Below are 24,868 nucleotides of genomic sequence, written 5' to 3'. Positions count from 1 at the left end.
TCTCCGGGTTCCGGGCGCGCGCACCCCCACCCCCACCTCCACTTCCGGGCGCGCGGCCCGCTCCTGCGCGTCAGCTCGCCGGCGGGGCAGGCGGCGCCTCCGTCGAGAGCGGCGAGGACGCGGCGTCGCCGCCGGCCGGATCCGCCGATGCGCCCTGAGGGGACGTCGCGGGCGCGTTGCGGGCGGAGGCGATCATGTCGATCGACATCAGGATGACCCCGGCGACGATCGCGATGTCGGCGACGTTGAACGTGGGCCAGTGGAGCTCCTGGCCGCCGCGGGCGATGTACACGTCGATGAAGTCGATGACCCAGCCGTAACGGATCCGGTCGACCAGGTTGCCCATCGCGCCGCCGAGCGAGAGGGCGAGCCCCCACTTCATCGCGGTCTGGTCCCTGTGGACGCGCCGGTAGATCGAGAAGATGAAGACCATCGCCGCGGCGGAGACGAACAGGAAGAACGGCCGCCGCAGGCCGTCCGGGAGGCCGCGCAAGAAGCTCCAGGCGCCGCCCGGGTTCTGCGCGAAGATCAGATCCAGGTGGCCTGGGATGACCGTGAAGATCTTCGCGCCCGACCGCTTCATGTCGAACCCGGCGAGGTTCGCGTGCGCCCACGCCTTCGTCGCCAGATCGGCGGCGCACGAGGCGAGCGCCACGACCGCCATGAACGCGATCGAGGCCCGCTCGCCCGGGGGAAGCTCGTCCGGCAGGTGCGCGACGGACGACCCGCGCGGTGCATCGGAGGACATCTCCTCGCTTCTACGCGATGGCGCAGCCCGGGGCAAACGACCTCCGGCGTGGCGGCGGGCGCCCTCGTCCGTTCGTTCGACGCTGCCTGCCGCCCGCCGCCGCGCCACGCCGCCCAGGGCCGCTCATCGCCAGTTCACGATCCTCGGCGGACGCTCCGCGTCACGCGGTCGCTCCGGCGTCTTCGCCTGCCGGCCGGGCCGCGGGGAGCGGGGATCCTCCGGATGTCGAGGGTCTCGCGCCCGGCCGGCCTCGCTCGAGGCTCCGGGGTCCTCGGACCGCTCCGCCTCGCGCCGCAGGAGATCCGCCTCCCCCCGCTTGCGCAGCGCGAGGTGCACCTCGCCGTACGCCTGGAGCGCGGCGCCGCGCTGCCGCTCCGCGGCCGCCGTCTTCCCGAGCGACTCCGCGAGCTGCGCCCTGCGCTCCGCGACGTAGGCGAGATCCCTCGCCTCGATCGACCCGAGCGCCCCGGTGAGGGCGCGCTCGGCGCGCTCGAGCGCGTCGCGGGCGCTGCGCAGATCCGCGGGCGCGAGCTCCGCCGCGGCGCTCGTCCGGGCGCGCTCGTAGCTCTTCCTCGCGCTGACGAGCTCCGCTGGCGGCGGAGCGCTCGCGCACCCCGAGAGCCCGCCGAGGAGCAGCATGGCCATCGTCCACTGATCGCATCGCATGACTCCGCACCTCCTTCCGAGAGCCCGCTACCGGAGCCGGTGCTGGATGGCCTCGACCTCCGCGAGCGCCTCGTGCGCGCGGGCCTCGGCCCGCGCCTCGCGCGCGTAGGCCAGCGCGAGCTCCGCGTCCGCCTGCGCGCGCATGAGCATGAGCTGCGCGCGCTCGCCCGCGCCCTCGGCCGAGAGCCTCCTCGCCCGCTGCACCTGCTCCCGCGCCAGGTGGAGGTGGGCGTCCGCGCGCGGGATCGCCTCGGCCCCCACCTCCTCGGCGGCCCGGATCGACGCCTGCGACGCGCTGAACCGCTCGCTGAAGGCCGGCGCGCGCGCGGCGCACCCCGCCGCCGACGCGCACACGAACGTCACGATCACTGCCTCTCTCATCGCTGCACACCTCGTGGCCTGCCCCGGCGGCGATCGGCCGAGGCAGGCGGGTCAAAGAGCGGATGGTGGTCTCGACGCCGGCGCTCCGGCGCCGAGCCGCCTCGACCTTGAGGCAACCGGCACACCAGCGCCGCCCGCGATCGGGCCGCGCCCTGCCACGCGTACCAGGCGAGCCGGCCGCGGTCCGTCGACGCAGCAGGGGAAGCGGCGAGGCCGGGCCCCCGGCGCACGCGCCGTATCCACGCTGCCCAGCCGTCGCGCGTGTTGCGCGCAAACGCGCCACGCAGCGGTCGCTCGCTCGGCGCGCGGCGCGAGCAGGCTTGAGCCGCGCCCCTGCCCGATCCGGTTGAGCGACACGGCGCATCTGTTTAGTATGCCGCTGTCATGCCGTCGCCCCCCTGGAAGATCGAGACCGGCGTCGAGTCGGTCATCGCGTCGTGGCTCGCCTCCGGCTACGTGCGCCCCTGTTTCACGGCCGATCGCGAGCTGCCGCCGGCCGAGGCGCGCACGAGCCCCATGCCCGCGACGCTCTCCCCGGCGCTCCGCGGCGCGCTGGAGCGCCGCGGCATCGGCCGGCTGTACGAGCACCAGGCGCGGGCCTTCTCGGCGGCGCGCGCGGGCGGCGCGGCGGAGCCGGGCCGGGCGGGGCGGCACGTGGTCGTCGCGACGCCCACGGCGAGCGGCAAGAGCCTCTGCTTTCACCTGCCGGTGCTCGACGCGCTGGCCGAGGGCGCCGCGTCGGGCCAGGGCGGCAGCGCGATCTACCTGTACCCGACCAAGGCGCTCGCCCGCGATCAGGAGGCCGGCCTGCACGCGCTCATCCGCGAGGCGGGGCTCACGATCCCGGCGATCGTCTACGACGGGGACACCCCGGGCGACGCGCGGCGGGCGGCGCGCGAGCGCAGCCCCATCGTGATGACCAACCCCGACATGCTCCACGCGGGCATCCTGCCGCACCACGCGCACTGGGCGCGGACGTTCCAGCGCCTGCGCTATGTCGTGCTGGATGAGCTCCACACCTACCGGGGCGTGTTCGGCTCCCACGTCGCCCACGTGCTCGCGCGGCTGCGCCGCGTCGCCGCCTTCCACGGCTCGAGCCCCACCTTCCTCTGCGCGACGGCGACGATCGGCAACCCGCGGGCGCACGCGGCGCGGCTGCTCGGCGTGGCCGAGGACGAGATCGAGCTCATCGACGAGTCGGGCGCCCCGCGCGGGCCGCGGCGCTTCTTCCTCTACAACCCGCCCGTGGTGAACGCGGAGCTCGGGGTGCGCGCCAGCACCCTGAAGAGCGCCGTGCGCCTCGCCGGGGATCTCGCGCGCGCCCGCGTCCCGACGCTGGTGTTCGGCCAGTCGCGCAACTCGGTCGAGATCATGCTGAAGTACCTGCGCGAGGGCGTCGGCAAGGAGATCGGGGCGGAGGACGCGATCATGGCCTACCGCGGCGGCTACCTGCCCGAGACGCGCCGCCGGGTCGAGCGGGGGCTCAGGGAGGGCGAGATCCTCTGCGTCGTGGCCACGAACGCGCTCGAGCTCGGCATCGACGTCGGCGAGCTCGACGCGGTGATCTGCGCCGGCTACCCCGGGTCGGTCGCCGAGACGTGGCAGCGCTTCGGCCGCGCGGGCCGGCGCGGCAAGACGAGCATCGCCGTCCTGTGCGCGACCAGCGCGGCGCTCGACCAGTACCTCGCGAGGAACCCCGACTACCTGCTCGAGCGCGCGGCCGAGTCGGCCCGGATCGATCCGCAGAACACCGAGATCCTGGTGCAGCACCTCAAGTGCGCCGCGTTCGAGCTGCCGTTCCTCAAGGGGGAGCCCTACGCGGCGATGCCGCCGGACGACACCGTGGCGGCGCTCCGCTTCCTCCAGGACAACGGGGTCGTGCACGAGTCGAACGACCGCTTCCACTGGGCGACCGACGCCTATCCGGCCAACCACGTGAGCTTGCGCTCGGTGGGGTGGGACAACTTCGTCATCATCGACAAGGCCCTCGGCAAGACGCTCGCGGAGCTCGACTGGCGCGCCGCGCCGACGATGCTCCACGAACAGGCCATCTACCAGCACGACGGCGAGCAGTACCAGGTCGAGCGGCTCGACTACGAGAACCACAAGGCCTTCGTGACGAAGGTCGTCCCCGACTACTTCACGACCGCCCTCACCCACCGCAAGGTGAGCATCCTCGACGAGAGCGCGACGGCCCCGCTCGGCCGGGCGACCGCGGCGCTCGGCGAGGTGAGCATCGTCGAGAAGGTGGTGGGGTACAAGAAGATCAAGTTCTACTCCCACGAGAACACGGGTTACGGCGACGTGCGATTGCCGGACATCCAGATGCACACGACCTCGTTCTGGCTCACGGTGCCGGAGCCGCTCTGCGAGGAGCTCGGCCTCGGCCGCGCGACGGCCATCGACGGGCTGCGCGGGATCGCGAGGGCGCTGGAGACGGTCGCGACGCTCTCCTTGATGTGCGATCCGCGCGATATCGGCCAGACACTCGAGGACGGGAGCGAGGCCCGGGCGCCGGGCGCCCCGCCCGGGGCCGAGGTGGCCGGGGTGTTCGATCCGACGCTGTTCCTGTTCGACAACGTCCCCGGCGGGGTCGGGCTCGCCGAGCGCATCTACGAGCAGCGCGAGGAGCTCCTCGCGCGGACCCGGCAGCTCATCGCGGGGTGCGGGTGCGACAGCGCGGGCTGTCCGCTGTGCGTCGGCGCCACGGAGGCGGTGGACGGGCTCCGCAGGCGCGCGGCGCTCCGCCTGCTGGAGCTCCTGCTGCACCAGGCGTGAGCCCACGCCTCGCCGCGTGGCGCAGGGCGAGAGGGCTAGTCGCGCTTCACGGCGAAGCCGGCGAACGCCTGCATCACGGGCATCAGCTCCAGGCGGTTCACGTTGACGTGCTCCGGGAGCGTCGCGCACCAGACGACCGCCTCGGCCACGTCCTCGGCCGAGAGCGGCTTCACCCCCTTGTACACGGCGGCGGCCCGGTCCCGGTCGCCCTTGAACCGCACCAGCGAGAACTCCGTCTCTGCCAGGCCAGGCTCGATGTCGGTGACGCGCACCCGGCTGCCGAGGAGGTCCGCGCGCAGGTTCAGCGAGAGCTGGGCCACGAACGCCTTGCACGCGCCGTAAACGTTGCTCCCGGGATACGGCGTCTCGGCCGCCACCGAGCCGATGTTGATGATGTGCCCCCGGTCGCGCGCCACCATGCCAGGCAAGATGGCCCGGGTGCAGTGGAGCAACCCCTTGACGTTGGTGTCGACCATCTGCTCCCAGTCGTCGGGGTCCGCCTCGTGCGCCGGCGCGAGGCCGATCGCCCCGCCCGCGTTGTTGACCAGCACCGACACGTCGGAGAGCTCCGGCGGGAGCTCGGCGACCGCCCGGTCCACCGCGCCGCGGTCGCGGACGTCCAGCCGCACGAGGTGGATCGCCGTCGCCCGCGCGCGCCCGCCGGCCGACGAGCCCGCGCCGCCGCCCGAGAGCTCGGCGGCGAGCGCCTCCAGGCGCTCGTAGCGGCGCGCGGCGAGGATCAGGCGGGCGCCCAGGCCGGCGAAGCGACGGGCGATCGCGGCGCCGAATCCGGCGGAGGCGCCGGTGATGAAGACGACCGGAGGCGGATCGGTCTGGGCGGCATGCGTCATGTTGCGCGGCCTTGTACCAGACCGACGCCGATCCAGCGACCCCCGGAGGCCCGCGCGACATTCGCCCCGGACGGGATCGATGCCTGACGTGTGCGCAGCAGGTACGGCAGGCACCTCCGGGATGGACGAAGGAGCATGGCCACCCCGGGTCGATTTCTACAATCGACCTCGCCGCACCGCGGTGGTCGAGCACGGTCGCCCCTTTACCCGGCCCCTCGGTGCCCTTTAGAGTCGGAGCATCGTGGAGCGCGCGCCATCGAGGGGGGCTGTGCTGGGGCGTTATGCCATCGGACCGCGGATGGCGCGCGGCGGGATGGGGGAGGTGTTCCGCGCCGCCGCGCTCGGGCCGGATGGCACGGAGCTCCCGGTCGCCATCAAGCGAATCGTCCCCATGCACGCTGGCCGCGACGCGCTCAAGGAGCTGTTCATCGCCGAGGCCAGCATGATGACGCGGCTCGTGCACCCCAACCTCGTTGAGGTGCTCGACTTCGGCGTCGACGATGGAGGCGATTTTTACCTCGTGCTCGAGCTCGTCTCCGGGACGGATCTCGGGCGGCTCTGCAGGTGGATCTGGGCGCGCGGGGAGACCGTCCCGGTGCCGGTCGCGCTGTTCGTGGCGTCCGAGGTGCTCAAGGGGCTGGGCTACGCGCATGAGCGCTCGGCCGCCGAGGGGCAGCTCCTCGTGCATCGCGACGTGAGCCCGGGGAACGTGCTCGTCTCGCTCGGCGGCGCGGTGAAGGTCGTGGACTTCGGGGTGGCGATCGCCACGCCGGGCGAGGCGGGCGACGCCGCGAGGCGCGATCTCGTCGGCAAGCCCAGCTACATGCCGCCCGAGCAGTTCGACGGGGAGCGGGTCGACGCCCGCGCCGACCTGTTCGCCCTGGGGGTCGTCCTGTTCCAGATGCTCACCGGCGCGCGGCCGTTCGCCGGGACCAGCGCCACCGCGCGGATGGCGGCGGCGCGCGAGGGGCACCTCCAGCGGGCCAGCGAGTTGCGCCCCGAGGTGAGCCCCGCGCTCGAGGCGGTCCTCGCGCGCGCGCTCGCGCCCCGCCGGGAGGACCGCTTCCCCGACGCCCGCGCGATGCTGGAGGCGATCGAGGCGCTGCGCGACGCCGGCCACGCGATCGGCGCGCCGGCGGACCTCGCGGCCCTCGTGACCGCGGCGCTGAAGGACCCGCCCGAGTCGCGCCAGGCAGGCCACCCCTCGTCCGATCTGCCGTCCGCGCTGCCCGACGACGACGACCTGGAAGGGCGCGAGCTGACGCGCGCCGGCGCGGCCAGCCCCTTCACCCTGCGCGTGACGGGGCGGCCCGGCGCGCTGTCGCCGCTGGCCGCCGACGAGGCGGAGCCGCTCGACGGGCCCGACGCGGCGTTCACCGAGCCGCCAAGCGCCTCGCCGAGCAGCGGGTTCCACGCGGTGGGCCCGGCATCGGCGGACGAGGGCACGCTCGATCCGCTCCTGGGTCCGGCCGTGAAGGCGGCCACCTCCACGACGGAGCGGTCGCGGGACGAGCTCCGTTCGCCGTCGGCACCGCCCGGCGCCGTCGTGTCGGCGGCCGGGGCGTGGCGGCAGCGCCTGCTGGCGGCGGCGATCGCCTGCGCCGCGCTGGCGGGGATCACCGTGGCCAGCGTGCGCGTCGCCAGGGGCCGGATGGGCGCTGCGCCCCCCGCGGCGGCGATGCGCGCCGCGTCCGTGGCGCGGCCGGGGCTGGCCGCCGCGGCGCGCGCAGCGCTGTTGCCCTCGCGGAGGGCGGCCCCTCCCGCGAGCTCCGCCGCGCCTGCCGCGCCCACCGCGCCTGCCACGCCCGGCACGCCCGCTGCGCCTGCCGCGCCCACCGCGCCTGCCACGCCCGGCACGCCCGCTGCGCCTGCCGCGCCCGCTCCGGCCCATCCGTGACGCCCGACGCTCGCCGATCGCGGACGCCGCGGACACGACCGGCTTGCGGCCACCTGCCCGCTCGGTTAGCAGCGAAGCGTGCGACACCGCCACCTTCTCTTCGCCCTTGCCCTCACCTCGCTCGCCGGCTGCGGCGCCGCGCCCCCCTCGACAACGCCTGGTCCGGCTGCCGCGCCTGCCGCTGCCCCGTCGGCTGCGCCCCCCGCCGCGGCCCCCGCGCCGGGTGATGTGAGCGGCCCCGGCCCGGCCGAGGCGAACGGCGCGGCGCCCTCCATGGCCACCTCGATCGATGTGCCCGCTGCCCTCCGCGCCGTCGTGGACGCGCCGGACCGGACGGAGGCCGATCGGGCGCTCGATCCCGGGCGCAAGCCTGCGGAGACCCTCGCCTTCTTCGGCATCCAGCCGGGCATGAAGGTCGCGGAGCTCATGGCCGGGGGCGGCTACACGGCCGAGCTCCTGGCGCGGACGGTCGGGCCGACGGGCGTCGTCTATGCGCAGAACAACCGCTTCGTCCTCGATCGCTTCGCCGAGAAGCCGTGGAGCGAGCGGCTCAAGAAGCCCGTGATGAAGCCGGTGGTCCGGCTCGACCGCGAGATCGACGACCCCTTGCCGCCCGAGGCGCGGGATCTGGATGCGGTGTTCCTCCTCCTCTTCTACCACGACACGGTGTGGCTGGAGACGGACCGGGCCGCGATGAACCGCGCCATCTTCCGCGCGCTCAAGCCCGGCGGCGTGTTCGCGGTCATCGACCACAGCGGGCGCGACGGGACGGGCGTCACCGAGGCGAAGACGCTCCACCGCATCGAGGAGAAGGTGGTGCGCGAGGAGATCGAGCGGGCCGGCTTCCGGCTCGCGGCCGAGGCGAGCTTCCTCCGCGTCCCCTCGGACACGCGCGACTGGAACGCCGCCCCCATGGCGGCCGGCGACAAGCGGGGCATGAGCGATCGCTTCGTCCTGAAGTTCGTCAAGCCCGGGGGCTGATCGGGTGGTGGTCACGTTTGGGGTGCTCACCTCCGGGGCCTGCGTTCCGGCGGGCCCCTTTTGTGGCCCGCCTGCACTCCAGCCCCTCCGGTGAGCACCCCAAACGTGACCACCACCGCTGAGCGACGGCGCGCCCCGCGCCCTTCGGGCGGCGATCACCCGTCGGACAGGTCGGAGCGGACGCAGCGCACGAGCCGCGGATCGCGGAGCGAGGCGCTCAGCGAGGCGCCGTTCGAGAAGTTGACGAGGAGCGCCCTGTCGGCGCTCTCGAGGGCGGGCGTCGACGACCAGAAGACGCCGGGCTCCGCGCCCGGGAACGCCTCCGGATCGATCGCCGGCCCCGACCGCGCGTCGTCGACGAGCGTGAGCAGCTCCTTCGCGCTGGGGAGTCGCCAGTCGGTCCGGCCGGCGAGCTCCAGCTCCTCGCAGTGCGCGAGCGCGTCGCTCCAGGAGAACTTGGAGAGCGCGGACTGACGCTGCCAGACGAGCCCTGTGGAGAGATCCAGCACCCAGCTCTCGGCGACCGACAGCTCGACCGGCGCGAGCTTGCTCTCGCCCCCGACGCACAGCGCCCGCGCCCTGGTCGCCTCGGTCTTGTCCAGGTACCCGAGCGACGCGTTGCTGGCGAGCACGCCCCAGGCACGGGAGTCGTCGTCGGCGACGTCGGTGGCGGACCAGTAGAAGCCGTCCTGGTAGGGCGTCACGATGTCCGGGAAAGCGGCGGTATGGCCGAAATCCATGAGGGAGACGAGCTCGCGCCGCGTGGGGAGGCGCCAGTCGTCGCGGCCGCCGAGGCGGCTGGCGGCGATCGCCTCGCAGTGCTGCAGGGCGCCCGCCATGTGGAACGAGCCGTCCTCGGCCGCTTTCTCCCACACGAGCCCGGTCACCGAGTCGGTCACGACGCCGTCGCCTTCTTCGTAGGAGGGGACGGTGATGAGGTAATTGCCGTCCTGTCCGAAGAGGGGCTCCGACGGGCCGGGGCACGCCTCCACCACCGTCGTCCCGTTCGAGCAGCGCCTCGTCATCGAGTCCGGCCACGTCACCGGGACCGCCGGCGGTCCGCCGCCCTCCCCGCCCCCGGCGCCGCCCCCGCCGATCGGCTCGCCGCCGCCCGCGCCGCTGCCGCCGCTGCCGCTGCCGCTGCCGCTGCCGCCGTTGCCGCTGCCGCCGTTGCCGCCGGGCCCCCCGCCGGAGCCGCCGCCGACCTGGAAGGGATCACCAACACATCCGGCGAGCCCGGCGGACTCCAGGAGCAGCACGGCCATCAAGCAGGTGATGCGGAGGGCGTAAGGGGTCTCGTTCGGCATGGGCGGGCAGCAGCGTCGGTTGGGAAGGATCCGGGCGCGCAGCCTATCATCCGCCGGGGCGCGGCGGTCGATTTCCTCGCGAACGAGCCGCGTCCCGCAGGTTTTCATCGCGCGGGCGGGTGATGCTGCACGTCGGGTGCTCACCTCCGGGGCTCGCGCTCCGGCGAGCCTTTCTGTGGCTCGCCTGCGGGTGGAGCGGCCCCATGGGGCTCACCTCCGGGGCTTGCGCTCCGGCGAGCCTTTCTGTGGCTCGCCTGCACATCAGCCCCTCCGGTGAGCCCCCAAAGGGCCGCTCCACCCGCCTGCGCTCCGGCCCCTCCGCGACGGCCCCGGGACGAACCTGGGGGACGCAGTGCTAGGGAGTCGTGTAGTCGACGTTCACCGTGTACGTGCTGTCCGAGTACCCGTGCACGAGGAGGAAAGCCTCGGACGCACCGTCCGGGACCGTCAGATCGCACGCCTCGTCCGCACCGTCGAGGTAGGGGCGGCAGTCGAACGCGCTCAGCGTCGGCGCCTCGCCGAACCGCACGTAGAGATCGGGATCCCCGCTGCCGCTCATCACGGCCCGGAAGGGCGTGCCGGGGACGACCGCGATCGGCCCGTGGGACGCCTCCTGGCGCCGCGCGATCGAGCCATCGAAGCTCGTCGACGTCTTGGTGCCCTCGCCGCCGCCGGTCCCCGGCGCGGAGTAGCTCACCTCGACCTCGTAGGTCGCGGCCGTGTAGCCGTGCACCTTGATGAAGGCCCGCGTCTCGCCCTCGGGCACCTCGAGCGTGCAGGTCTCGTCCGCGCCGCTCAGGTAGGGTCGGCAGTCGAACGACCTCGAGGTCGGCGCAGCGCCGAACTTCACGAAGAGATCGGGATCTCCGGTCCCGCTCATCACCACGGTGAAGGTCGTCCCGGGCACGACCTCGAACCCTTCCTCGGGCCCGACCGTGTTGGCCACCCCACGCGCGACCTGGCCGCTGAAGGACTCGGTGATCGGCTCCCCGTCGCCGCCGCCGCCGCCGCCGCCGCCGCCGCCGCCGGCGGGACCACCGTAGAGCGACTGAATGCCGTCGATGTCCTTCTGCGTGAGGTTGAGCGTGCTGTCGCCGGTCCCGTTGCACTGGGGATAATGCATCACGGAGGCGCCGTCGTAGGAGGTGAGGGCACGCCAGTTGTTGTCCTCGAAGCAGGCGCCGGACTCAGGCCGGGTGTGCTCGTGCCGGAAGCCGAGGGTGTGGCCGAGCTCGTGGCGGAGGATGCCCGTCAGCGTCGGCCGGGTGCTGCCGAAGGCGGTCCCGTCGATCAGCACGTTCCGCGTCGACCTCGACTGACCGGGGAAGAAGGCGCGCGCCAGGTACTGGCCGCCCGTGTTCACGGGGTTCACGTCGAACAGCACGCTGCTCGTGCTCGACGTGCAGTTGCCATCCGCGGAGTCCACGTGGATGAAGTCGACGTCGGCGACCTCCTCCCACGCCTGGACCGCCTCCGTCATCGCGGCGACGACCGCCTCGTAGTTCTGCCCGAATCTCGTGCTCACGCAGTAGGTGAGGTTGTGCCGCTGCTCCGTCGTCCAGACGATGTCGCTCCCCCCCGACTGGTTGACGATCAGCGCACCATCGCGCACATGGGTCTCCCAGAACTCGCGTAGATGCTTGACATCCACGACCGGGGTGTCCCCGTTAACAATGTAGACACCTGTGTCAGCCTCGCGGAATACCGTCCGCTCGAAGTGGTCAAATCCCAACTGATTCGTACCGATCGCTTCGGTGGCTGTGTCGTCGACGTCTGCCGAGCAGCCAGCCGCGACAGCGGCAATACCAGCGACCACCACTGCGAGCTTACGGGTGACCACACTGCTCTCGTGCGGCTTTGTAGGATGCATTTGAAGCTCCTTTCCGGGGAGGCGAATCACGCTGTCCAAGCGAACTCGTTGGAGACCCAAATGCCTTAACCCGATTTGACCTGCAGTCGGATAGCCAAATCTGACCAGCGTTCAGAAAAAGGGTTCCGGGATGTAAAAAATTTCGAAATGGCCGCAACGAGTTACCCCGTGGCGAGAAAATTCCCGTCACATGCAAAATGGAGAGATCCCATCGGACAGACACACTGGAAAATCACACCCCTTGAGTTCTGGCGACGCGCACTTGCACGTCGTCAGGCGTCGGGATCCTCCTTCCCGCGTTGCGCGGATGAAAGCCGCGGCGCGCATCCGTGCAACGCGACGCCCGCGATCGCGCGACGACGACGACGGCGGCGCGGCCGCAAAGAAGGCGCAGGTGCGGCCGCAAAGAAGGCGCGGGCGTTGCCCTAGCGCACGCGCAGGAGCGCCCTGAAAGCAGGCGCGGGGACGGCCGCAGCGCGCGCCCGCGCGCCGCCGCGATCGCCGAGCAGCTGCAACGGCGATGCAGCACGCCGGGGCGCCGCGCGGGGGCGGCGCCGGCCGGATGACCCGCGTTCAGATCGTGAGCGTCTCGCGGTGCTCGCCCCAGATCGCGCGCAGCACGTCGCTGATCTCGCCGACGGTCGCGCCCGACCTCACGGCGTCGAGGATGGGCGGCATCAGGTTCGCCTCGCCGCGCGCCGCGGCGTCGACGCGCGCGAGCGCCTCCGATCGCGCGGGGCCGTCGTGCGCCGCGCGGAAGGCGCGCGTGCGCGCGATCTGGTCGCGCTCCAGGGCCGGATCGACGCGCGTCACCGGGACGGGCGGCGCGTCGGACACGAACTCGTTCTGCCCGACGATCACGCGGCGCCGCTCCTCGATGTCGAGCTGGTAGCGGTAGGCCGTCGCCTGGATCTCGCGCTGAACGTAGCCCTGCTCGATGGCGGCCACCATCCCGCCGAGATCGTCGATGCGGCGGACGTAGGCGTAGGCCGCCTCCTCGAGGCGCTTCGTGAGCGCCTCGACCGCGTAGCTGCCGCCGAGCGCGTCGACGAAGTCGGCGACGCCGGACTCGTGCGCGATCACCTGCTGCGTGCGCAGCGCCAGCGTCGCCGCCGCCTCCGTGGGCAGGCCGAGCGCCTCGTCGAAGCCGTTCGTGTGCAGCGACTGGCAGCCGCCGAGCACCGCGGCGAGCGCCTGCACCGTGACGCGCACCACGTTGACGAGCGGCTGCTGCGCCGCGAGCGTCATGCCCGCGGTCTGGCAGTGGAAGCGGAGGGCGCGCGCGCGATCGGTCCTCGCGCCGAAGCGCTCGCCCATGATCGTGGACCACATCCGCCGCGCGGCGCGGAACTTCGCGATCTCCTCGAGGAAGTTGTTGTGGCCGTTGAAGAAGAACGAGAGCTGCGCGCCGAAGCCGTCCACGTCGAGCCCCGCGCGGACGGCGTTCTCGACGTAGGCGACGCCGGCCGCGAGCGTGAACGCGACCTCCTGCGCCGCGTCGCACCCGGCCTCGCGCATGTGGTAGCCGCTGATCGAGATCGTGTTCCACTCCGGCACCTCGCGCTCGGCGAAGGCGAAGACGTCGCGGATCAGCCGGAGCGACGGCCCGGGCGGGTAGATGTACGTGCCGCGCGCGACGTACTCCTTCAGGATGTCGTTCTGGATCGTGCCGCGGAGCTTGCCGCGCGGGACGCCCTGCTCCTCGGCCACGGCGATGTAGAGCGCGAGCAGGATCGCCGCGGTCGCGTTGATGGTCATCGACGTCGAGACGCGATCGAGCGGCAGCCCTCGCAGCAGGGTGCGCATGTCGTCGATCGTGTCGATCGCGACGCCCACGCGCCCGACCTCGCCCAGCGCGCGCTCGTGATCCGAGTCGCGCCCCATCTGCGTCGGCAGATCGAACGCGACGGAGAGCCCGGTCTGGCCCTGCGAGAGCAGGTAGCGATAGCGGGCGTTCGACTCGGCCGCCGTGCCGAACCCGGCGTACTGGCGCATCGTCCAGAGCCGCCCCCGGTACATGTTCGGCTGGACGCCCCGCGTGAACGGCGGCTGCCCCGGGAAGCCGAGATCGCGCGCCGGATCGAAGCCGAGCGCCTCGAGCGTCGCGGCGTCGTAGAGGTCGTCGGCGTCGCGCGCGAGCTCCCCCGGGCCGCCGGCCAGCACGCCGGCGCGGCGCCGCGCCTTCTGCCTCGCTCCTGCGAGGCGCGCCTCGAAGCGGGCGCGCTCCTCGTCCCTCGGCTCGTGTTCGTCGTTGCGGCTCATGGCGGCGATCAGACCTCGCTCTCTCCCCGCGGCCCCCTCGGCCCGGCGGGTCGGCCCTAGCGTGAACCGACCGGCGACGCTACCCGGCGCGCGCGGAGAGGATCCGGCTGAACGCCTCGCCCACGGCGCGCGCGAGCTCGTCCATCCTGCGCACGCCGCCCACGGGATCGATGAGCCGGTCGGCGACGAGGATCATCGCGGGCCTGCCGGCGACCTGGACGGCGACGGCGGCGACGTCGAGGCTCGGGTTGACCATGACGTCGAGCAGGGGCGCGTGGGTGGGCGTGCCCGGGATCGGCCCGACGTAGAGGTGGGTCGCCACGGCCGTGGCGAGGATGCTCGGCTGGTCCATCGGGAGGGTGAGCCTCCGCAGCGCCTCCTGCTCGCCGAACTCGGCGTTGCAGGCGAAGCCCCGGAACACGCCGCGGTGCGCGGCGAAGATCGCGACGCGCCGCGCGAGCAGGCGCAGCCCGCGCAGCGCGAGCCGGACGACGTCGTCGCGCGTGCGGGCGAGGTACAGCGCGTCCTTGACGTCGCCCAGATCGAGGAACGGCTGCGGCGGCGGCTCGTCGTCGTCGAGGTAGTCGGAGAGCTCCGGCTCGGGCGCGGGGGGCAGCGCCGGGAGGCGCCCCGAGCGCCGGCTCGACGGCGGCCCGCCGACCTCGGGACGCCCGCCGCCCTCGGGACGACCGCGGCGCGACGAGGGGGCCGGCTGCCGCCCGGCGCTGTCGGGCGCCGGATCGGGGTCCGGCGAGCTCTGCGGGAGGATCGCGGCGAGCAGCTTGAAGGCCGGAGAGATCTCCACGGGCGGCGGCGGGAAGGAGGCGACGGCGGGCCCGGCGTCCGGCGCGCGCGGGGCGGCGGGGCGCGCGGGCGATCGCGCGCCGGCGCCGCGCTCGGCGTCAAGGGGGCGGCGGGCGCCCGGCGGGGCGCCCCGCGCGCCGGGCGCCGCCTTCGTGTGGCGGAGCGGCAGGATCGGGTCCTCCAGCGATGGGGGCGCGTCCGCCGGCGGGGCGCGGCGGCCGTGCGCCGGGCCGCGGCGCCCCGGGGGGCCGCCCGGCGCGTCGTGGGCGCCGGGCTCGTCGAAGGAGGGCACCGCGGCGCGCCGGATGAGCGGGATGGGCACCTCGTGCGAGGGCGGCGGCGGGATGGTCGACTGGGGCGCGCCGTGCGGGAACGCCGGGGTCGCCCGGCGCGGGCGGGCGGGCGCCTGCTCCCGCTCGTCGAGCTCGAGGGCGCGGATGGCCTCCTCGATGGCCGCGATGGGCGCGCGGAAGATGCGCACCGGCGCGCCGAGGTGGAAGCTGAGCTCGTCGGCGACGTGGCGATCGAGCGGATCGGCGGCCGCGACATCGACGGTGCCGGCGCCGGGATCGGCGCGGAAGGGGACGGCGCCGAGGCGGCGGCACATCGCGCGCGGCAAGCGCGCGACGAGATCGCGGGCGCCGACGACCTGCCGCAGCGCGAGGCCGCCGCGGCGATCGAGCGCCTCCTCGAGGGCGCGCTCGCTGAGGGCGGCGCGGTCGATGAGGGCGCGCGGGAACGGGATGCCCCGCAGGACCGCCACGAAGAGGGCGGCCTCGACCTCGGCCTTGGAGACGGCGCCGGCGGAAATCAGGAGGCGGCCCAGGTCCAGTGACACTCGCCACACGATACCAGAACCGACCTGGGGAGAGGAGCGAGAGGCGAGGAGTCGTCAGCGGGAGAACTGAAACACCACCTCGCTCTGCCGCACGAGGCCGAGGTTGTCGCGCGCGATCCGCTCCACGGCGGTCGGGTCGTCGCGGAGGCGCGCCACCTTGCCGCGGAGCGCCTCGATTTGCCGCCCCAGCTCGGCGTTCTCCTCCTCGACGTCGGTGAGCTCTCTCTCGAGCTCACGCAGGCGCGGCAGGCCCTGTGGCGAGAAGATCATGACCGGGGCGCCCACGACCGCGACGACCAGCACCGCGATGGGGAGCGTCCGCTCCAGGAAATGCGCTATTCGACGCACGAGCATCCGCTCGCACACAACCCGCGATCTTGTCAACTTTCCTCCAGGGATCGCGCGACTCCGCGCCACCTCGCGTCCCGTCTCGGATGGATATCCAGCGTTCGCGACCGGCGCGCGCGCCGGCGAAAGGCCGCCTCGTTCGTCCTCATCGCGCCGCGGCGCCGGCGAGCGCCGGAGGGCCGTCGGAGGTCGCATGGCGCCATCCGCTTCGCTAGCATGACGATCGCCCCGCCGTCCGGCAGGCTCGCAGCGCACTCGCCAGCCCGAGGGGGGGCGGCCCGAGGGAGACCCATGTCCATGGATATCGTCCGAGGCGAGCTCGAGCGCCTCTTCTCGCTGGATGAGATGGTGGCCCTGTCATCCGACCTCCTCGGGTTCAACCCGGCCGAGGTCGGCGGCGGCGCCTCCAAGGCCTCCTTTGCGCGCGCCCTCACGGACCATTGTGTCGAGCTCGACGCCATCGAGGCCTTGATCGACGCCATCATCGCCTCACGCGCCGAGGTCGACACGCGCGTACGTGCCCTCGGAGCCCGAGGGCTCCGGCTACCCGAAGAGCTCGCGGTCGGTGAGACGTTCGGCGATTACACCATCACGCAAAAAATCGGGGAAGGGCCGCGGGGCCTGGTCTACGAGGCGACCCGGGGAGACGAGCCGCGGACGCTCAAGGTGCTCCGGCGCGAGGTGACCCGGGATGGCCGGGCGGTGCGCAGGTTCCTCACCCACGTCCGCCTGGCCGCGCGCGTGCGCCACGAGAGCCTGGCGAGCGGCGTCGAGGCGGGGCTCGTCGGCGGCCGGGCGTTCGTCGCGTACGCGCCCGTCGACGGGCAGCCGCTCTCGGCGCGCGTCGCGCGCTCGGGTCCGCTCCACCTCAACGAGGCCAGGCCGCTGCTCCGCGGCATCCTGGGCGGGCTCGCCGCGCTCCACGAGCAGCGCCTCTTCCACGGCGCGCTCAAGCTGGAGAACGTCCTCGTCGCCCACGGCGACGACGCGCAGCCGCGCCCCGTCCTCGTCGATGTCGGCGGCGACCGGCTCGGGGCCGGGTGGGAGAGCCCCGCGCTCGCCAGGACCGCGAGCCCCGAGCGGCTGCGGGGCGGGGACGTCGGCGCGGCCAGCGATCTCTACGCCTTCGGCGCGCTGCTCTTCGAGCTGCTCACCGGCAAGCCCGTGTTCCCGGGCGACACAGCGGTCGACGTCGCCCTCGCGCACCTCACCCAGGCGCCGCCCCTGCCGAGCGCGGTCGCGCCGCGCGGGTGGGTGGGCAAGGACATCGACGCGCTCTGCGAGCGCCTGCTCGCGAAGTCGCCGGACGCGCGGCCGAGGGGGGCCCGCGCGGCGCTCGAGGCGCTCGAGCCGCCCGGCGAGCCGGGGCGGCGCGGCCCGGCCTCGGCGCTCGGCGAGCAGCGGCTGAACGACCTCATCGATCGGCTCGTCGCGAGCCCGACCGACGTGGACCTCGCGCTCTCGGTCGAGGCGGCCGTCGACGAGGGGGCGGACCCGGGCCGGGTCGCCGAGGCGCTCGAGATGGCCGCCGACCAGATCGAGGCCCGCGCGGGCGAGGCCGGCGATCCGGCGGCCTCGGCGAAGAAGCTCCTGCTCTTCCGGGCCGCCCGCGTCCACGAGAAGGGGAAGCGCCACGACAGGGCGGAGGCCGTCTACCTGGCGCTCCTCGAGCTCGATCCGGGCGACGACATCGCCTTCAGCGCGCTCGAGGAGCTCAGGAGGTCGCTGGGGAAGCACGAGGAGCTCGTCGAGATGCTCCTCCAGCGGAGCGAGCGGGCCGGGAGCCCGGCGGAGCGCGCCCGGGCGCTGAACGCGATCGGGCACCTCTACGTGCGGGAGCTCGACGACAAGGACCAGGGCGTGTTCGCCTTCGCCCAGGCGCTCGCGCAGGACCCGGAGCAGGACGCGTACGCCGCCGATCTGGAGCGCGCGGCCGGCGGCGACATGAAGATCTGGGCCGAGGCGCTCCAGATCCTGAGCCAGGCGAGCGCCGACGCGGCCATGGCCGCCGCGCCGAGGATCGCGCTCTTCAACCGGCTCGGGCCGTGGTACGCGGACAGGCTCGCGCGGCCGGATCTCGGGCTGCCGTGCTTCCAGTTCGTGCTCGGGCTCGACCCGGCGAACGAGAGGGCGCTGGAGGGGCTCGCGCAGGTCTACCGCCGCGCCCAGCAGTGGCAGGAGCTCGGGGCGGTGCTGCTCTCGCGCGCCGATCGCGCCGCGACGCCCGGCGAGGCGCGCGACCTGCGCGCCGCGGCGGCCGAGCTCCTAGAGGCGAAGCTGAGCGAGCCGGGCCGCGCGCGCGACCTGTACGAGCAGATCTTCGCCGAGGATCCCGGGCACACGCGGGCGTGCGACGCGCTGCTCAGGATCTACCGGCGCCTCGACGATCACGAGGGCTGCGCCCGGATCCTCGAGCGGCGCGCCGGGGCGCTGCGGGGCGAGGCGCGGGTCGACGCGATGTGCAAGCTCGCCGAGCTCTACGAGGGCCGCCTCGGCGACCTCGACGAGGCGATGCGCCGCTACGAGGCGGCGCTCGAGCTCGATCCGACCAGCCTGACCGCCCTGCGCGGCCTCGATCGCATCTACGGCCGCACCGAGCGCACCAGGGAGCTGCTCGAGAACCTGGAGCGGCAGATCGAGCTCAGCGCGACGCCGCGCCAGAAGATCGACCTCTACCAGCGGATCGCCGGCCTCCACGACGAGGAGTTCCTCGACCACGCGAGGGCGGCCGAGGCGCTCGAGGCCATCCTCGAGATCGACGGGGCGCACGAGGGGTCGCTCGCGGCGCTCGGGCGGCATTATCGCGCCCTCGAGCGGTGGGAGGACGTGGTGCGCCTCTACGAGCGGCAGCTCGGCGTCGTGTCCGACGACGGGCGCCGCGAGGAGCTCCTGCTCGCGATGGGGCGGGTGCTGCTGGAGCAGATCGGCTCGCCGGAGCGCGCCCGCAAGGCGTACGAGCGGGTGCTCGCGATCGACCCGCACCACGCCGGCGCGCTCGAGTCGCTGGCGCACGTGCGGGCCGCGACCGGCGACGCGGCGGCGGCGCTCAGCGCGCTCGAGGCGCTCGCGGCGGCGGCGAGGACCGCGGGGAGCAGGGCCGAGCTCTGGATCCGCGCGGCCAGGCTGCTGGAGGAGCGGGGCGACCGGGACGGGGCGATCGAGCGCTACAAGATGGCCCTCGACGCGCAGCCGGAGAACGCGGGCGCGTCCTCGGCGCTGCGCGCGGCCTACCTCGCCCGGGGCGACGCGACGAGCGCCGTCGAGCTCATCGCGCGCGAGGCCGAGGTCGCGGAGGGCAACCTCGCCAAGGCCCGCCTCTACGGCGAGATGGCGCTCTTGCTCCGGGAGCGCCTGAAGGACGACGCGCGCGCCGAGGAGGCGGCGAGGCGGGCCGTCGACCTCGACCCGACCAGCACGCCGGGGCTCATGATCTCGGGCGATCTCGCGTTCGAGGCCGGCCGCTTCTTCGAGGCGGCGCGGCACTACGAGCCGCTGACGAGCCGGGCCGACGCCCTACCGAAGGAGCAGGGCCTGAGGGTGCTCTTCCGCTACATCGACGCGCTCGGCAAGAGCGGCTCGAGCGCCAGGGCGCTCGGCGCCGCGCAGGCGCTGCTCGCGCTCGCGCCGGACGACCCCGCGGCGATCGCGCGCGCCGGGAGGGTCCACCTCGACGCGGGCAAGGCGAGCGAGGCCGCGGAGCTCTACCGGGACGTCGTGGATCGGCTCGGCGCCCGCCTGCCCGGGCCGGAGCGGGCCGAGGCCCTGCTCGGGCTCGGCGAGGCGAGGCTCGCCGCGGGCGACGCCGAGGGCGCGATCGGCCCGCTGACCAACGCCGCCGATCTCCTCCCGGAGTCCCCTGCCCCGCTCGCCCTGCTCTCCAGGGTCTTCGAGGCGCGGGGGGACTGGGAGGAGGTCGTGCGCCTCAAGCACCGGCGGCTCGACGTGGCGGTCGGCGAGGAGCGGAGCGCGCTCCTGATCGAGATCGGCGACCTGCTCGCGACGCACCTGAAGGACCGGACGCGCGCCGCCAAGAGCTACGTGGCCGCGCTCGACGAGCGCCCGGACGACCGGAAGATCCTGACCAAGCTGATGCAGCTCTACAGCGAGGAGAAGGACTGGTCGAAGCTCATCGACGTGGTCCTCAAGCTCGCGGCCAAGATCGAAGACCGGCCGCAGAAGGCGAAGTACCTGCACACCGCGGCGATCGTGAGCGCGCGGCAGCTCGGCGATCTCGGCCGGGCCGCCCGGTTCTACGACGAGGTGCTGGAGCTCGACCCGTCCCTCACCCGCGCGCTCTCGGAGGCGATCGAGCTCCGCGCTCAGAAGGGCGACCACGAGGACGTGGAGCGCCTGCTCAAGCTCGATCTCGACCAGGCGACCGAGCAGAACGACACGGCGAGGATGCTCTCGACGTTCGACCGGCTGGGCGCGCTCTACAAGGACAGGCTCGGCTGGATGAGCGAGGCGATCGACGCCTACGAGGCGGCGCAGACGCTCGATCCGGACAACGACGAGCGGAACGCGCTCCTCGCGAGCCTCTACGCGAGCAACCCGGCGGAGTACCTGGACAAGGCGGTGGCCGCGCAGATCCCGATCCTGCGCCGCGACCCGTACAGGCCGGAGGCGTACCGGCTCCTGCGCAAGCTGTACACCGAGGCGAAGCGGGCCGACGCGGCCTTCTGCGTGTGCCAGGCGCTCTCTTGCCTGAGCGCCGCCGGACCGGACGAGGAGCGCTTCTTCCGGCGCCTGCGCCCGGACACGGTCGCGGCGGCGCAGCGGCCGCTCGACGAGGAGGCGTGGGCGACCGCGCTCATCCACCCCGACGCGGATCCGCTCCTGACCGCCGTCTTCCGCGTCATCGAACCCGCCGTGCTGCGCAAGAACGGGCAGCCGCTGGAGGAGCTCGGCTACGAGGCCGCCTACCCGGTCGACCTCGCGCAGGACCCCTACCCGATGTCGCAGACGCTCTACTACGCCGCGGGCGCCCTCGGCATCGCGCCCCCGATCACGTTCCAGAACCCGAACGACGGCGGCGGCGTCTCGTTCCTCCACGCGCACGAGCCGGCGATCGTGCTCGGCGCCGCGGCGCTCCAGGTGGATCTGCCGACCCAGGCGGCCGCGTTCATCGCCGCCCGCCACCTTACCTACTACCGGCCGGGCATGTACCTCCGCCACCTGGTGCCGACCGGCACCGGCCTGCGCGCCTGGCTGTTCGCCGCCGTCAAGCTCATCACGCCCACGTTCCCGGTCACGAAGGAGCTGGAGGGGCCGGTGATGGACAACCTGTCGGTCCTGGAGCCCACGGTCGTCGGGCCGGCGCGCGATCAGCTGGCGAGCGCGGTGACGAAGCTGCTCCAGGCCGGCGCCATCGACCTCAAGCGCTGGGTATCCGGCATCGACCTGACAGCCGATCGCGCCGGTTTCCTCCTCGCCAACGACCTCGAGCTGGCGCAGGAGATGATCAAGGCGGTGGATGAGGCGAGCTCGGCTGTACCCCGGACCGAGAGGCTCAAGGAGCTGCTGCTCTACGCGGTCAGCGAGGAGTACTTCGCCGCCCGGGAGCGGCTCGGCGTCAACATCGACGGCTGAGCTCTCCGCACGGATGGCTCCCGCGTGGGTGATGCGGCCCTTTGGGGGCTCACCTCCGGGGCTTGCGTTCCGGCGAGCCCCTTTTCGGGCCCGCCTGCACTTCAACCCCTCCGATGAGCCCCCAAAGGGCCGCACCACCCACGCGTGCTCCCCGGGAACGCCCGCCAGCGCTGCCACGGGCGCTTCCCGGCGGAGCGTGCTAGGTGGATCGAGCGCGATCCACGCGATCCAGTAGAGGGGACCGCCGCTTGCGACTTCCGCACCGGACTGGTTGACGGATAAATCCTCAAATTGCTAGGCTGCTGGCCGGCATTCGGCCATTAGGCCCCCTTCGATCGTATGTTAGCTCGCCGCAGGTGGCAGCGGGCAGCCTGAGCGATTGTGTGAAAGCACGCCCATGGCGGCAAAGAAGACCCGAAAAACCGCGAAAAAAGACCGGAAGAGAGCGACCAAGGCCAGCGCGGCGAGCTCGAGGCGAGCGGCGTCGACGGCGCGGACGCGGAAGGCGAAACCTGCCGCCCGCCCGGCCGCGCGCAAGCCGAAGCGCAAGGCTGCGGCCTCTCGTCCTGCTGCCCGACGCACCTCCGCAGCCAAGGCCGCAAAGCGCCGGAAGACCACGACCAAGCGGGCGACGGCCCGCAAGGCGGCGACCCCGGCGCGGCGCAAGACGACGCGCACGCCGGCCCGGACGACGACCCGCGCGAGCGCCAGGAAGAAGCCGGCGGCCAAGAAGGCGAAGAAGACGACGCGCGCCGCCGCGAAGCGGGCCAGCGCGACCAAGGCGAGGAAGACCGCCGCCGCCCGGACGAAGGCGAAGTCGACGCGCAGCGCGGCCAAGCTCAGGACCGCCAAGGCCAGGGCGAAGAGCAAGGTCGCGAAGGTCAAGGCGCGGGCGGTGAAGGCCAAGGCCACGAAGGCCAAGGCCACGAAGGCCAGGGCCACGAAGGCCAGGACGACGCGGGCCCGGGTCGCGAAGCCGAGGGCGGCCAAGACCAGGGTCGCCGCCGGACGGGCGCGGAGCACGAAGGCCACGAAGACCAGGCTCGCGCGGGGCAAGGCCGCGAAGCCGAAGGCGGTCAGGAGGAAGGTCGCGGCGCGCTCCGAACGGGCGCTCGCGGCGCCGGCGGTGGAGCCGAGGAAGCTCCGGAAGAAGCTGCGCTCCGAGGAGCAGCCGAAGCTCAAGGAGAAGCTGAAGCTCAGGAGCGCGGAGCAGGAAGCGCCGCTCGAGGCCGAGCGCCCGCGCCGGACGAGCGACAAGCCGCAGCGCGCGAGCGACAGGCCCGTTGCCGAGAAGAAGCTCGTGCGGCCGGGCGCCGGCAAGGCGAAGGGCGCCGGGGCGTCGATCGAGCGCCGGCGCACCCCGCTCCGGGAGACGCCGCGCGTGGTCACGCTGCCCCTCCCGATGCTGCCCCCGCCGCGGCGGGCCACCATCGAGGAGCGCAGCGCGATCATCGAGCAGCGGCTGAACGCGCAGACGGAGGAGTTCCGGCGGCGCTACGTCGACAGCCTCGATATGTCGTGGATTTACCACGACAGCGCGCTCGAAGGCGTGGTGTACACGTTCGAAGAGCTGCGCGCGGCGCTCACCGGCCCGGCCCCGCTCGTCGCGGACTCCAGCCTTCAGCCGACCTACGATGACATCCGGCGTCACAAGGAGGCCATCGCGTATGTGCGTGAGCAGGGAGAGAACAAGCGCGCGCCGATCACCGTCGACTGCGTGAAGAAGCTCTACCTGATCCTCCATCCGGAGGAGGGGGATCTCAAGACGGTGAAATACCGAAAGGACATCCCCCAGCACCGGCTGTACTTCCACGAGTACGCGCCGCCGGACAAGATCGCCTACAAGATGCGGCAGATCATCGATTGGCTGAACGATCCCGAGACACGGAAGACGCGGAACGGCATCCGGATCGCGGCGCGCGCGCACTACGATCTGCTCCGGGTCTACCCGTTCCCGAACGACAGCGGCAAGGTCGCGAGGCTGTTCATGAACATGCTGCTGCTCCGCAGCGGTCTGCCCCCGTCGATCATCCACTCGACCGAGCGGCAGCGCTATTACGAGGCGCTGAAGGGCTCGGCGACGACCGTGCTCCAGATGGTGCAGGAGTCGGTGGAGAACGCCCTCGCGAGCGTCGAGAAGCTCCTCGATGAGCATGAGACGCGGAAACGCGCCTTCGTCAGCTGAGACAGCGGAGCGCGGCGCCCGGAAGCCGGCGGCGGCCGGGGCGGCCCGCGCCCCGAAGCCGAAGCCTCGGACGCCGGCGGCCCCCGCGGCCTCGGCCCGCGCTCCGAAGGCCAGGAAGCCGGCGGCGCCCGCGGCCCCCGCGGCCTCGGCCCACGCTCCGAAGGCCGGGAAGCCGGCGGCGCCCGCGGCGGGCGCCCGCCCCGCGCCGGCTGGCGCGCGGCCCGAGGCATCGCCCCAGGCCGTGTTCGCCCGGCTCCGCACGCTGCACGCGGACGCGCACTGCGAGCTCGATCACCGGTCGCCCTTCGAGCTGCTCGTCGCGACGGTGCTCAGCGCCCAGACCACGGACGTCCTGGTCAACAAGGTGACGCCCCACCTGTTCGCCTCCTATCCCGACGCGCGGGCGCTCGCCGGCGCGGATCCCGCCGAGGTGGGCGCGCTCCTCAGGCGGCTCGGGATGGGCATGTTCAACCAGAAGGCCCGGAACATCGTGGGCCTCGCTCGGGGCCTCCTCGAGAGGCACGGCGGCGAGGTGCCGCGCTCGCTCGCCGAGCTGGTGAAGCTGCCAGGCGTCGGGCGCAAGACAGCGAATGTCGTGCTCGGCGTCGCGTTCGGAGCGCCGGAGGGCGTCGTGGTCGATACCCACGTGCAGCGCCTGTCGCAGCGTCTCGGGTGGACGAGGAGCGACAAGCCCGAGCAGATCGAGCGCGATCTCGTGGCCCTCTTCCCGCAGCGCGACTGGGATATGCTGTCCCACACGCTGATCTTCCACGGCCGCCGGCTCTGCTTCGCGAGGAAGCCCGCGTGCGGAGCCTGCGGCATCAACGACGTGTGCCCGGTCGCGTTCCGCGCGGAGCACGTGGGGAGAAAGCCCCCGCGCCCGCGCCGCCACGATGCGCAGCAGGAGGCGACTGCCCCTCTGCGCAAGGTGGGAGTCGAGCGCACACGCGCGAGATAGGCCGGCCGGCGCCCGCCCCCGTCCGGCGCGCTGGTTGCCCCGGCGCCGAGGACGCGGGGTACCATGAGTCCATGAAGGCCCTTCACCTGCCCCTCGCCCTCGCCTGCCTCCTCACCGCCGCGTGCAGCCCCATCGAGAAGGATCTCTGCGACTACAAGTGCGACTGCGAGGGGTGCAACGACCGTGAGTTCGAGGAGTGCCTCGATCGGTACGATCGCAGGTACGCAGATGCGGACTACCGCGGCTGCGCCCACCGGTACGACGCGCTCCTCGCCTGCGAGGACGACACGGCGATCTGCCGCGACTACAAGTGGGAGACGTCCTGCAAACCCGAGAGAGACGCCCTGGATCGGTGCATCGATTGACCAGGCGCGGCGGGCGGGCGTCGCAAGCGGGCCGAGCCCG

17 protein-coding genes are annotated in these 24,868 nt (G+C 73.3%); 7 read left to right on the top strand and 10 right to left on the bottom strand.

Annotation, left to right across the window (positions count from 1 at the left end; translation table 11 throughout):
- Nucleotides 1–70 precede the first annotated feature (70 nt).
- From lspA to WMF31_RS18590, 3 genes are all read right to left on the bottom strand, one after another.
- Nucleotides 71–748, bottom strand: a complete 678-nt coding sequence (lspA, locus tag WMF31_RS18600; RefSeq protein ID WP_436603235.1) for a signal peptidase II — start codon at nt 746–748, stop codon at nt 71–73.
- Between the two features lie 123 nt (nt 749–871).
- Entirely contained in the window at nt 872–1,414 is a 543-nt protein-coding gene (locus WMF31_RS18595) for a DUF4398 domain-containing protein (protein WP_436603234.1), read from the bottom strand.
- 27 nt (nt 1,415–1,441) lie between these two features.
- Nucleotides 1,442–1,795, bottom strand: coding sequence for a DUF4398 domain-containing protein (locus WMF31_RS18590; RefSeq protein WP_436603233.1), 354 nt, complete (start codon nt 1,793–1,795; stop codon nt 1,442–1,444).
- Between the two features lie 384 nt (nt 1,796–2,179).
- Here WMF31_RS18590 and WMF31_RS18585 point away from each other — a divergent pair, with 384 nt between their 5' ends.
- Complete coding sequence (locus WMF31_RS18585; protein WP_436603232.1) at nt 2,180–4,573, top strand: DEAD/DEAH box helicase; 2,394 nt, start codon at nt 2,180–2,182, stop codon at nt 4,571–4,573.
- Nucleotides 4,574–4,608: 35 nt separating this feature from the next.
- Here the strand turns inward: WMF31_RS18585 and WMF31_RS18580 are convergent, their stop codons facing one another.
- Nucleotides 4,609–5,424: an SDR family oxidoreductase gene (locus WMF31_RS18580; RefSeq protein WP_436603231.1), complete on the bottom strand. Its 816-nt coding sequence runs from the start codon at nt 5,422–5,424 to the stop codon at nt 4,609–4,611.
- 298 nt (nt 5,425–5,722) lie between these two features.
- Here WMF31_RS18580 and WMF31_RS18575 point away from each other — a divergent pair, with 298 nt between their 5' ends.
- Nucleotides 5,723–7,321, top strand: coding sequence for a serine/threonine-protein kinase (locus WMF31_RS18575; protein ID WP_436603230.1), 1,599 nt, complete (start codon nt 5,723–5,725; stop codon nt 7,319–7,321).
- 273 nt (nt 7,322–7,594) lie between these two features.
- Nucleotides 7,595–8,302 (top strand): class I SAM-dependent methyltransferase, encoded by a 708-nt coding sequence (locus WMF31_RS18570; RefSeq protein WP_436603229.1) that lies wholly within the window; start codon nt 7,595–7,597, stop codon nt 8,300–8,302.
- A 155-nt stretch (nt 8,303–8,457) separates the two neighbouring features.
- Here WMF31_RS18570 and WMF31_RS18565 read toward each other — a convergent pair whose 3' ends face one another.
- The 5 genes from WMF31_RS18565 to WMF31_RS18545 all read right to left on the bottom strand — a co-directional run bounded on the left by WMF31_RS18565 (nt 8,458) and on the right by WMF31_RS18545 (nt 15,737).
- Nucleotides 8,458–9,609, bottom strand: coding sequence for a DUF1566 domain-containing protein (locus WMF31_RS18565; protein ID WP_436603228.1), 1,152 nt, complete (start codon nt 9,607–9,609; stop codon nt 8,458–8,460).
- Nucleotides 9,610–9,964: 355 nt separating this feature from the next.
- On the bottom strand, nt 9,965–11,260 hold the full coding sequence (locus WMF31_RS18560) for a pre-peptidase C-terminal domain-containing protein (RefSeq protein ID WP_436603227.1): 1,296 nt from the start codon (nt 11,258–11,260) through the stop codon (nt 9,965–9,967).
- A gap of 792 nt (nt 11,261–12,052) precedes the next feature.
- Nucleotides 12,053–13,741, bottom strand: a complete 1,689-nt coding sequence (locus tag WMF31_RS18555) for an acyl-CoA mutase large subunit family protein (RefSeq protein ID WP_436603226.1) — start codon at nt 13,739–13,741, stop codon at nt 12,053–12,055.
- Between the two features lie 79 nt (nt 13,742–13,820).
- Complete coding sequence (locus tag WMF31_RS18550) at nt 13,821–15,383, bottom strand: hypothetical protein (protein ID WP_436603225.1); 1,563 nt, start codon at nt 15,381–15,383, stop codon at nt 13,821–13,823.
- Nucleotides 15,384–15,437: 54 nt separating this feature from the next.
- Entirely contained in the window at nt 15,438–15,737 is a 300-nt protein-coding gene (locus WMF31_RS18545; protein ID WP_436603224.1) for an FtsB family cell division protein, read from the bottom strand.
- Nucleotides 15,738–16,028: 291 nt separating this feature from the next.
- Here WMF31_RS18545 and WMF31_RS18540 point away from each other — a divergent pair, with 291 nt between their 5' ends.
- A complete protein-coding gene (locus WMF31_RS18540) occupies nt 16,029–21,320 on the top strand; it encodes a protein kinase domain-containing protein (RefSeq protein ID WP_436603223.1) in 5,292 nt (1,763 codons plus the stop codon).
- Nucleotides 21,321–21,662: 342 nt separating this feature from the next.
- Here the strand turns inward: WMF31_RS18540 and WMF31_RS18535 are convergent, their stop codons facing one another.
- Nucleotides 21,663–22,502, bottom strand: coding sequence for a hypothetical protein (locus WMF31_RS18535; RefSeq protein ID WP_436603222.1), 840 nt, complete (start codon nt 22,500–22,502; stop codon nt 21,663–21,665).
- Between WMF31_RS18535 and WMF31_RS18530 the strand changes: the two genes are divergently transcribed.
- The 3 genes from WMF31_RS18530 (at nt 22,447) to WMF31_RS18520 (ending at nt 24,828) form a co-directional block, all read left to right on the top strand.
- Nucleotides 22,447–23,505, top strand: coding sequence for a Fic family protein (locus WMF31_RS18530; protein ID WP_436603221.1), 1,059 nt, complete (start codon nt 22,447–22,449; stop codon nt 23,503–23,505). The genes WMF31_RS18535 and WMF31_RS18530 overlap by 56 nt on opposite strands.
- A 241-nt stretch (nt 23,506–23,746) precedes the next feature.
- A complete protein-coding gene (gene nth / locus WMF31_RS18525) occupies nt 23,747–24,463 on the top strand; it encodes an endonuclease III (RefSeq protein WP_436603220.1) in 717 nt (238 codons plus the stop codon).
- A gap of 71 nt (nt 24,464–24,534) precedes the next feature.
- Nucleotides 24,535–24,828, top strand: coding sequence for a hypothetical protein (locus WMF31_RS18520; protein ID WP_436603219.1), 294 nt, complete (start codon nt 24,535–24,537; stop codon nt 24,826–24,828).
- The last annotated feature ends 40 nt before the right edge of the window (nt 24,829–24,868 follow it).

This window comes from Sorangium sp. So ce1036 (assembly GCF_051369805.1).
In the GTDB taxonomy this organism is placed as follows: domain Bacteria; phylum Myxococcota_A; class Polyangia; order Polyangiales; family Polyangiaceae; genus Sorangium; species Sorangium cellulosum_F.
The sequence above is the reverse complement of the archived record's forward strand: the minus strand, read 5'-3'. Positions and strand labels throughout refer to the sequence as shown.

Coding starts and splice junctions, on each gene's coding strand:
- lspA (WP_436603235.1), bottom strand. CDS start 748: ATGTCCTCCGATGCACCGCGCGGGTCGTCCGTCGCGCACCTGCCGGAC.
- WMF31_RS18595 (WP_436603234.1), bottom strand. CDS start 1,414: ATGCGATGCGATCAGTGGACGATGGCCATGCTGCTCCTCGGCGGGCTC.
- WMF31_RS18590 (WP_436603233.1), bottom strand. CDS start 1,795: ATGAGAGAGGCAGTGATCGTGACGTTCGTGTGCGCGTCGGCGGCGGGG.
- WMF31_RS18585 (WP_436603232.1), top strand. CDS start 2,180: ATGCCGTCGCCCCCCTGGAAGATCGAGACCGGCGTCGAGTCGGTCATC.
- WMF31_RS18580 (WP_436603231.1), bottom strand. CDS start 5,424: ATGACGCATGCCGCCCAGACCGATCCGCCTCCGGTCGTCTTCATCACC.
- WMF31_RS18575 (WP_436603230.1), top strand. CDS start 5,723: ATGGCGCGCGGCGGGATGGGGGAGGTGTTCCGCGCCGCCGCGCTCGGG.
- WMF31_RS18570 (WP_436603229.1), top strand. CDS start 7,595: ATGGCCACCTCGATCGATGTGCCCGCTGCCCTCCGCGCCGTCGTGGAC.
- WMF31_RS18565 (WP_436603228.1), bottom strand. CDS start 9,609: ATGCCGAACGAGACCCCTTACGCCCTCCGCATCACCTGCTTGATGGCC.
- WMF31_RS18555 (WP_436603226.1), bottom strand. CDS start 13,741: ATGAGCCGCAACGACGAACACGAGCCGAGGGACGAGGAGCGCGCCCGC.
- WMF31_RS18545 (WP_436603224.1), bottom strand. CDS start 15,737: ATGCTCGTGCGTCGAATAGCGCATTTCCTGGAGCGGACGCTCCCCATC.
- WMF31_RS18540 (WP_436603223.1), top strand. CDS start 16,029: ATGGATATCGTCCGAGGCGAGCTCGAGCGCCTCTTCTCGCTGGATGAG.
- WMF31_RS18520 (WP_436603219.1), top strand. CDS start 24,535: ATGAAGGCCCTTCACCTGCCCCTCGCCCTCGCCTGCCTCCTCACCGCC.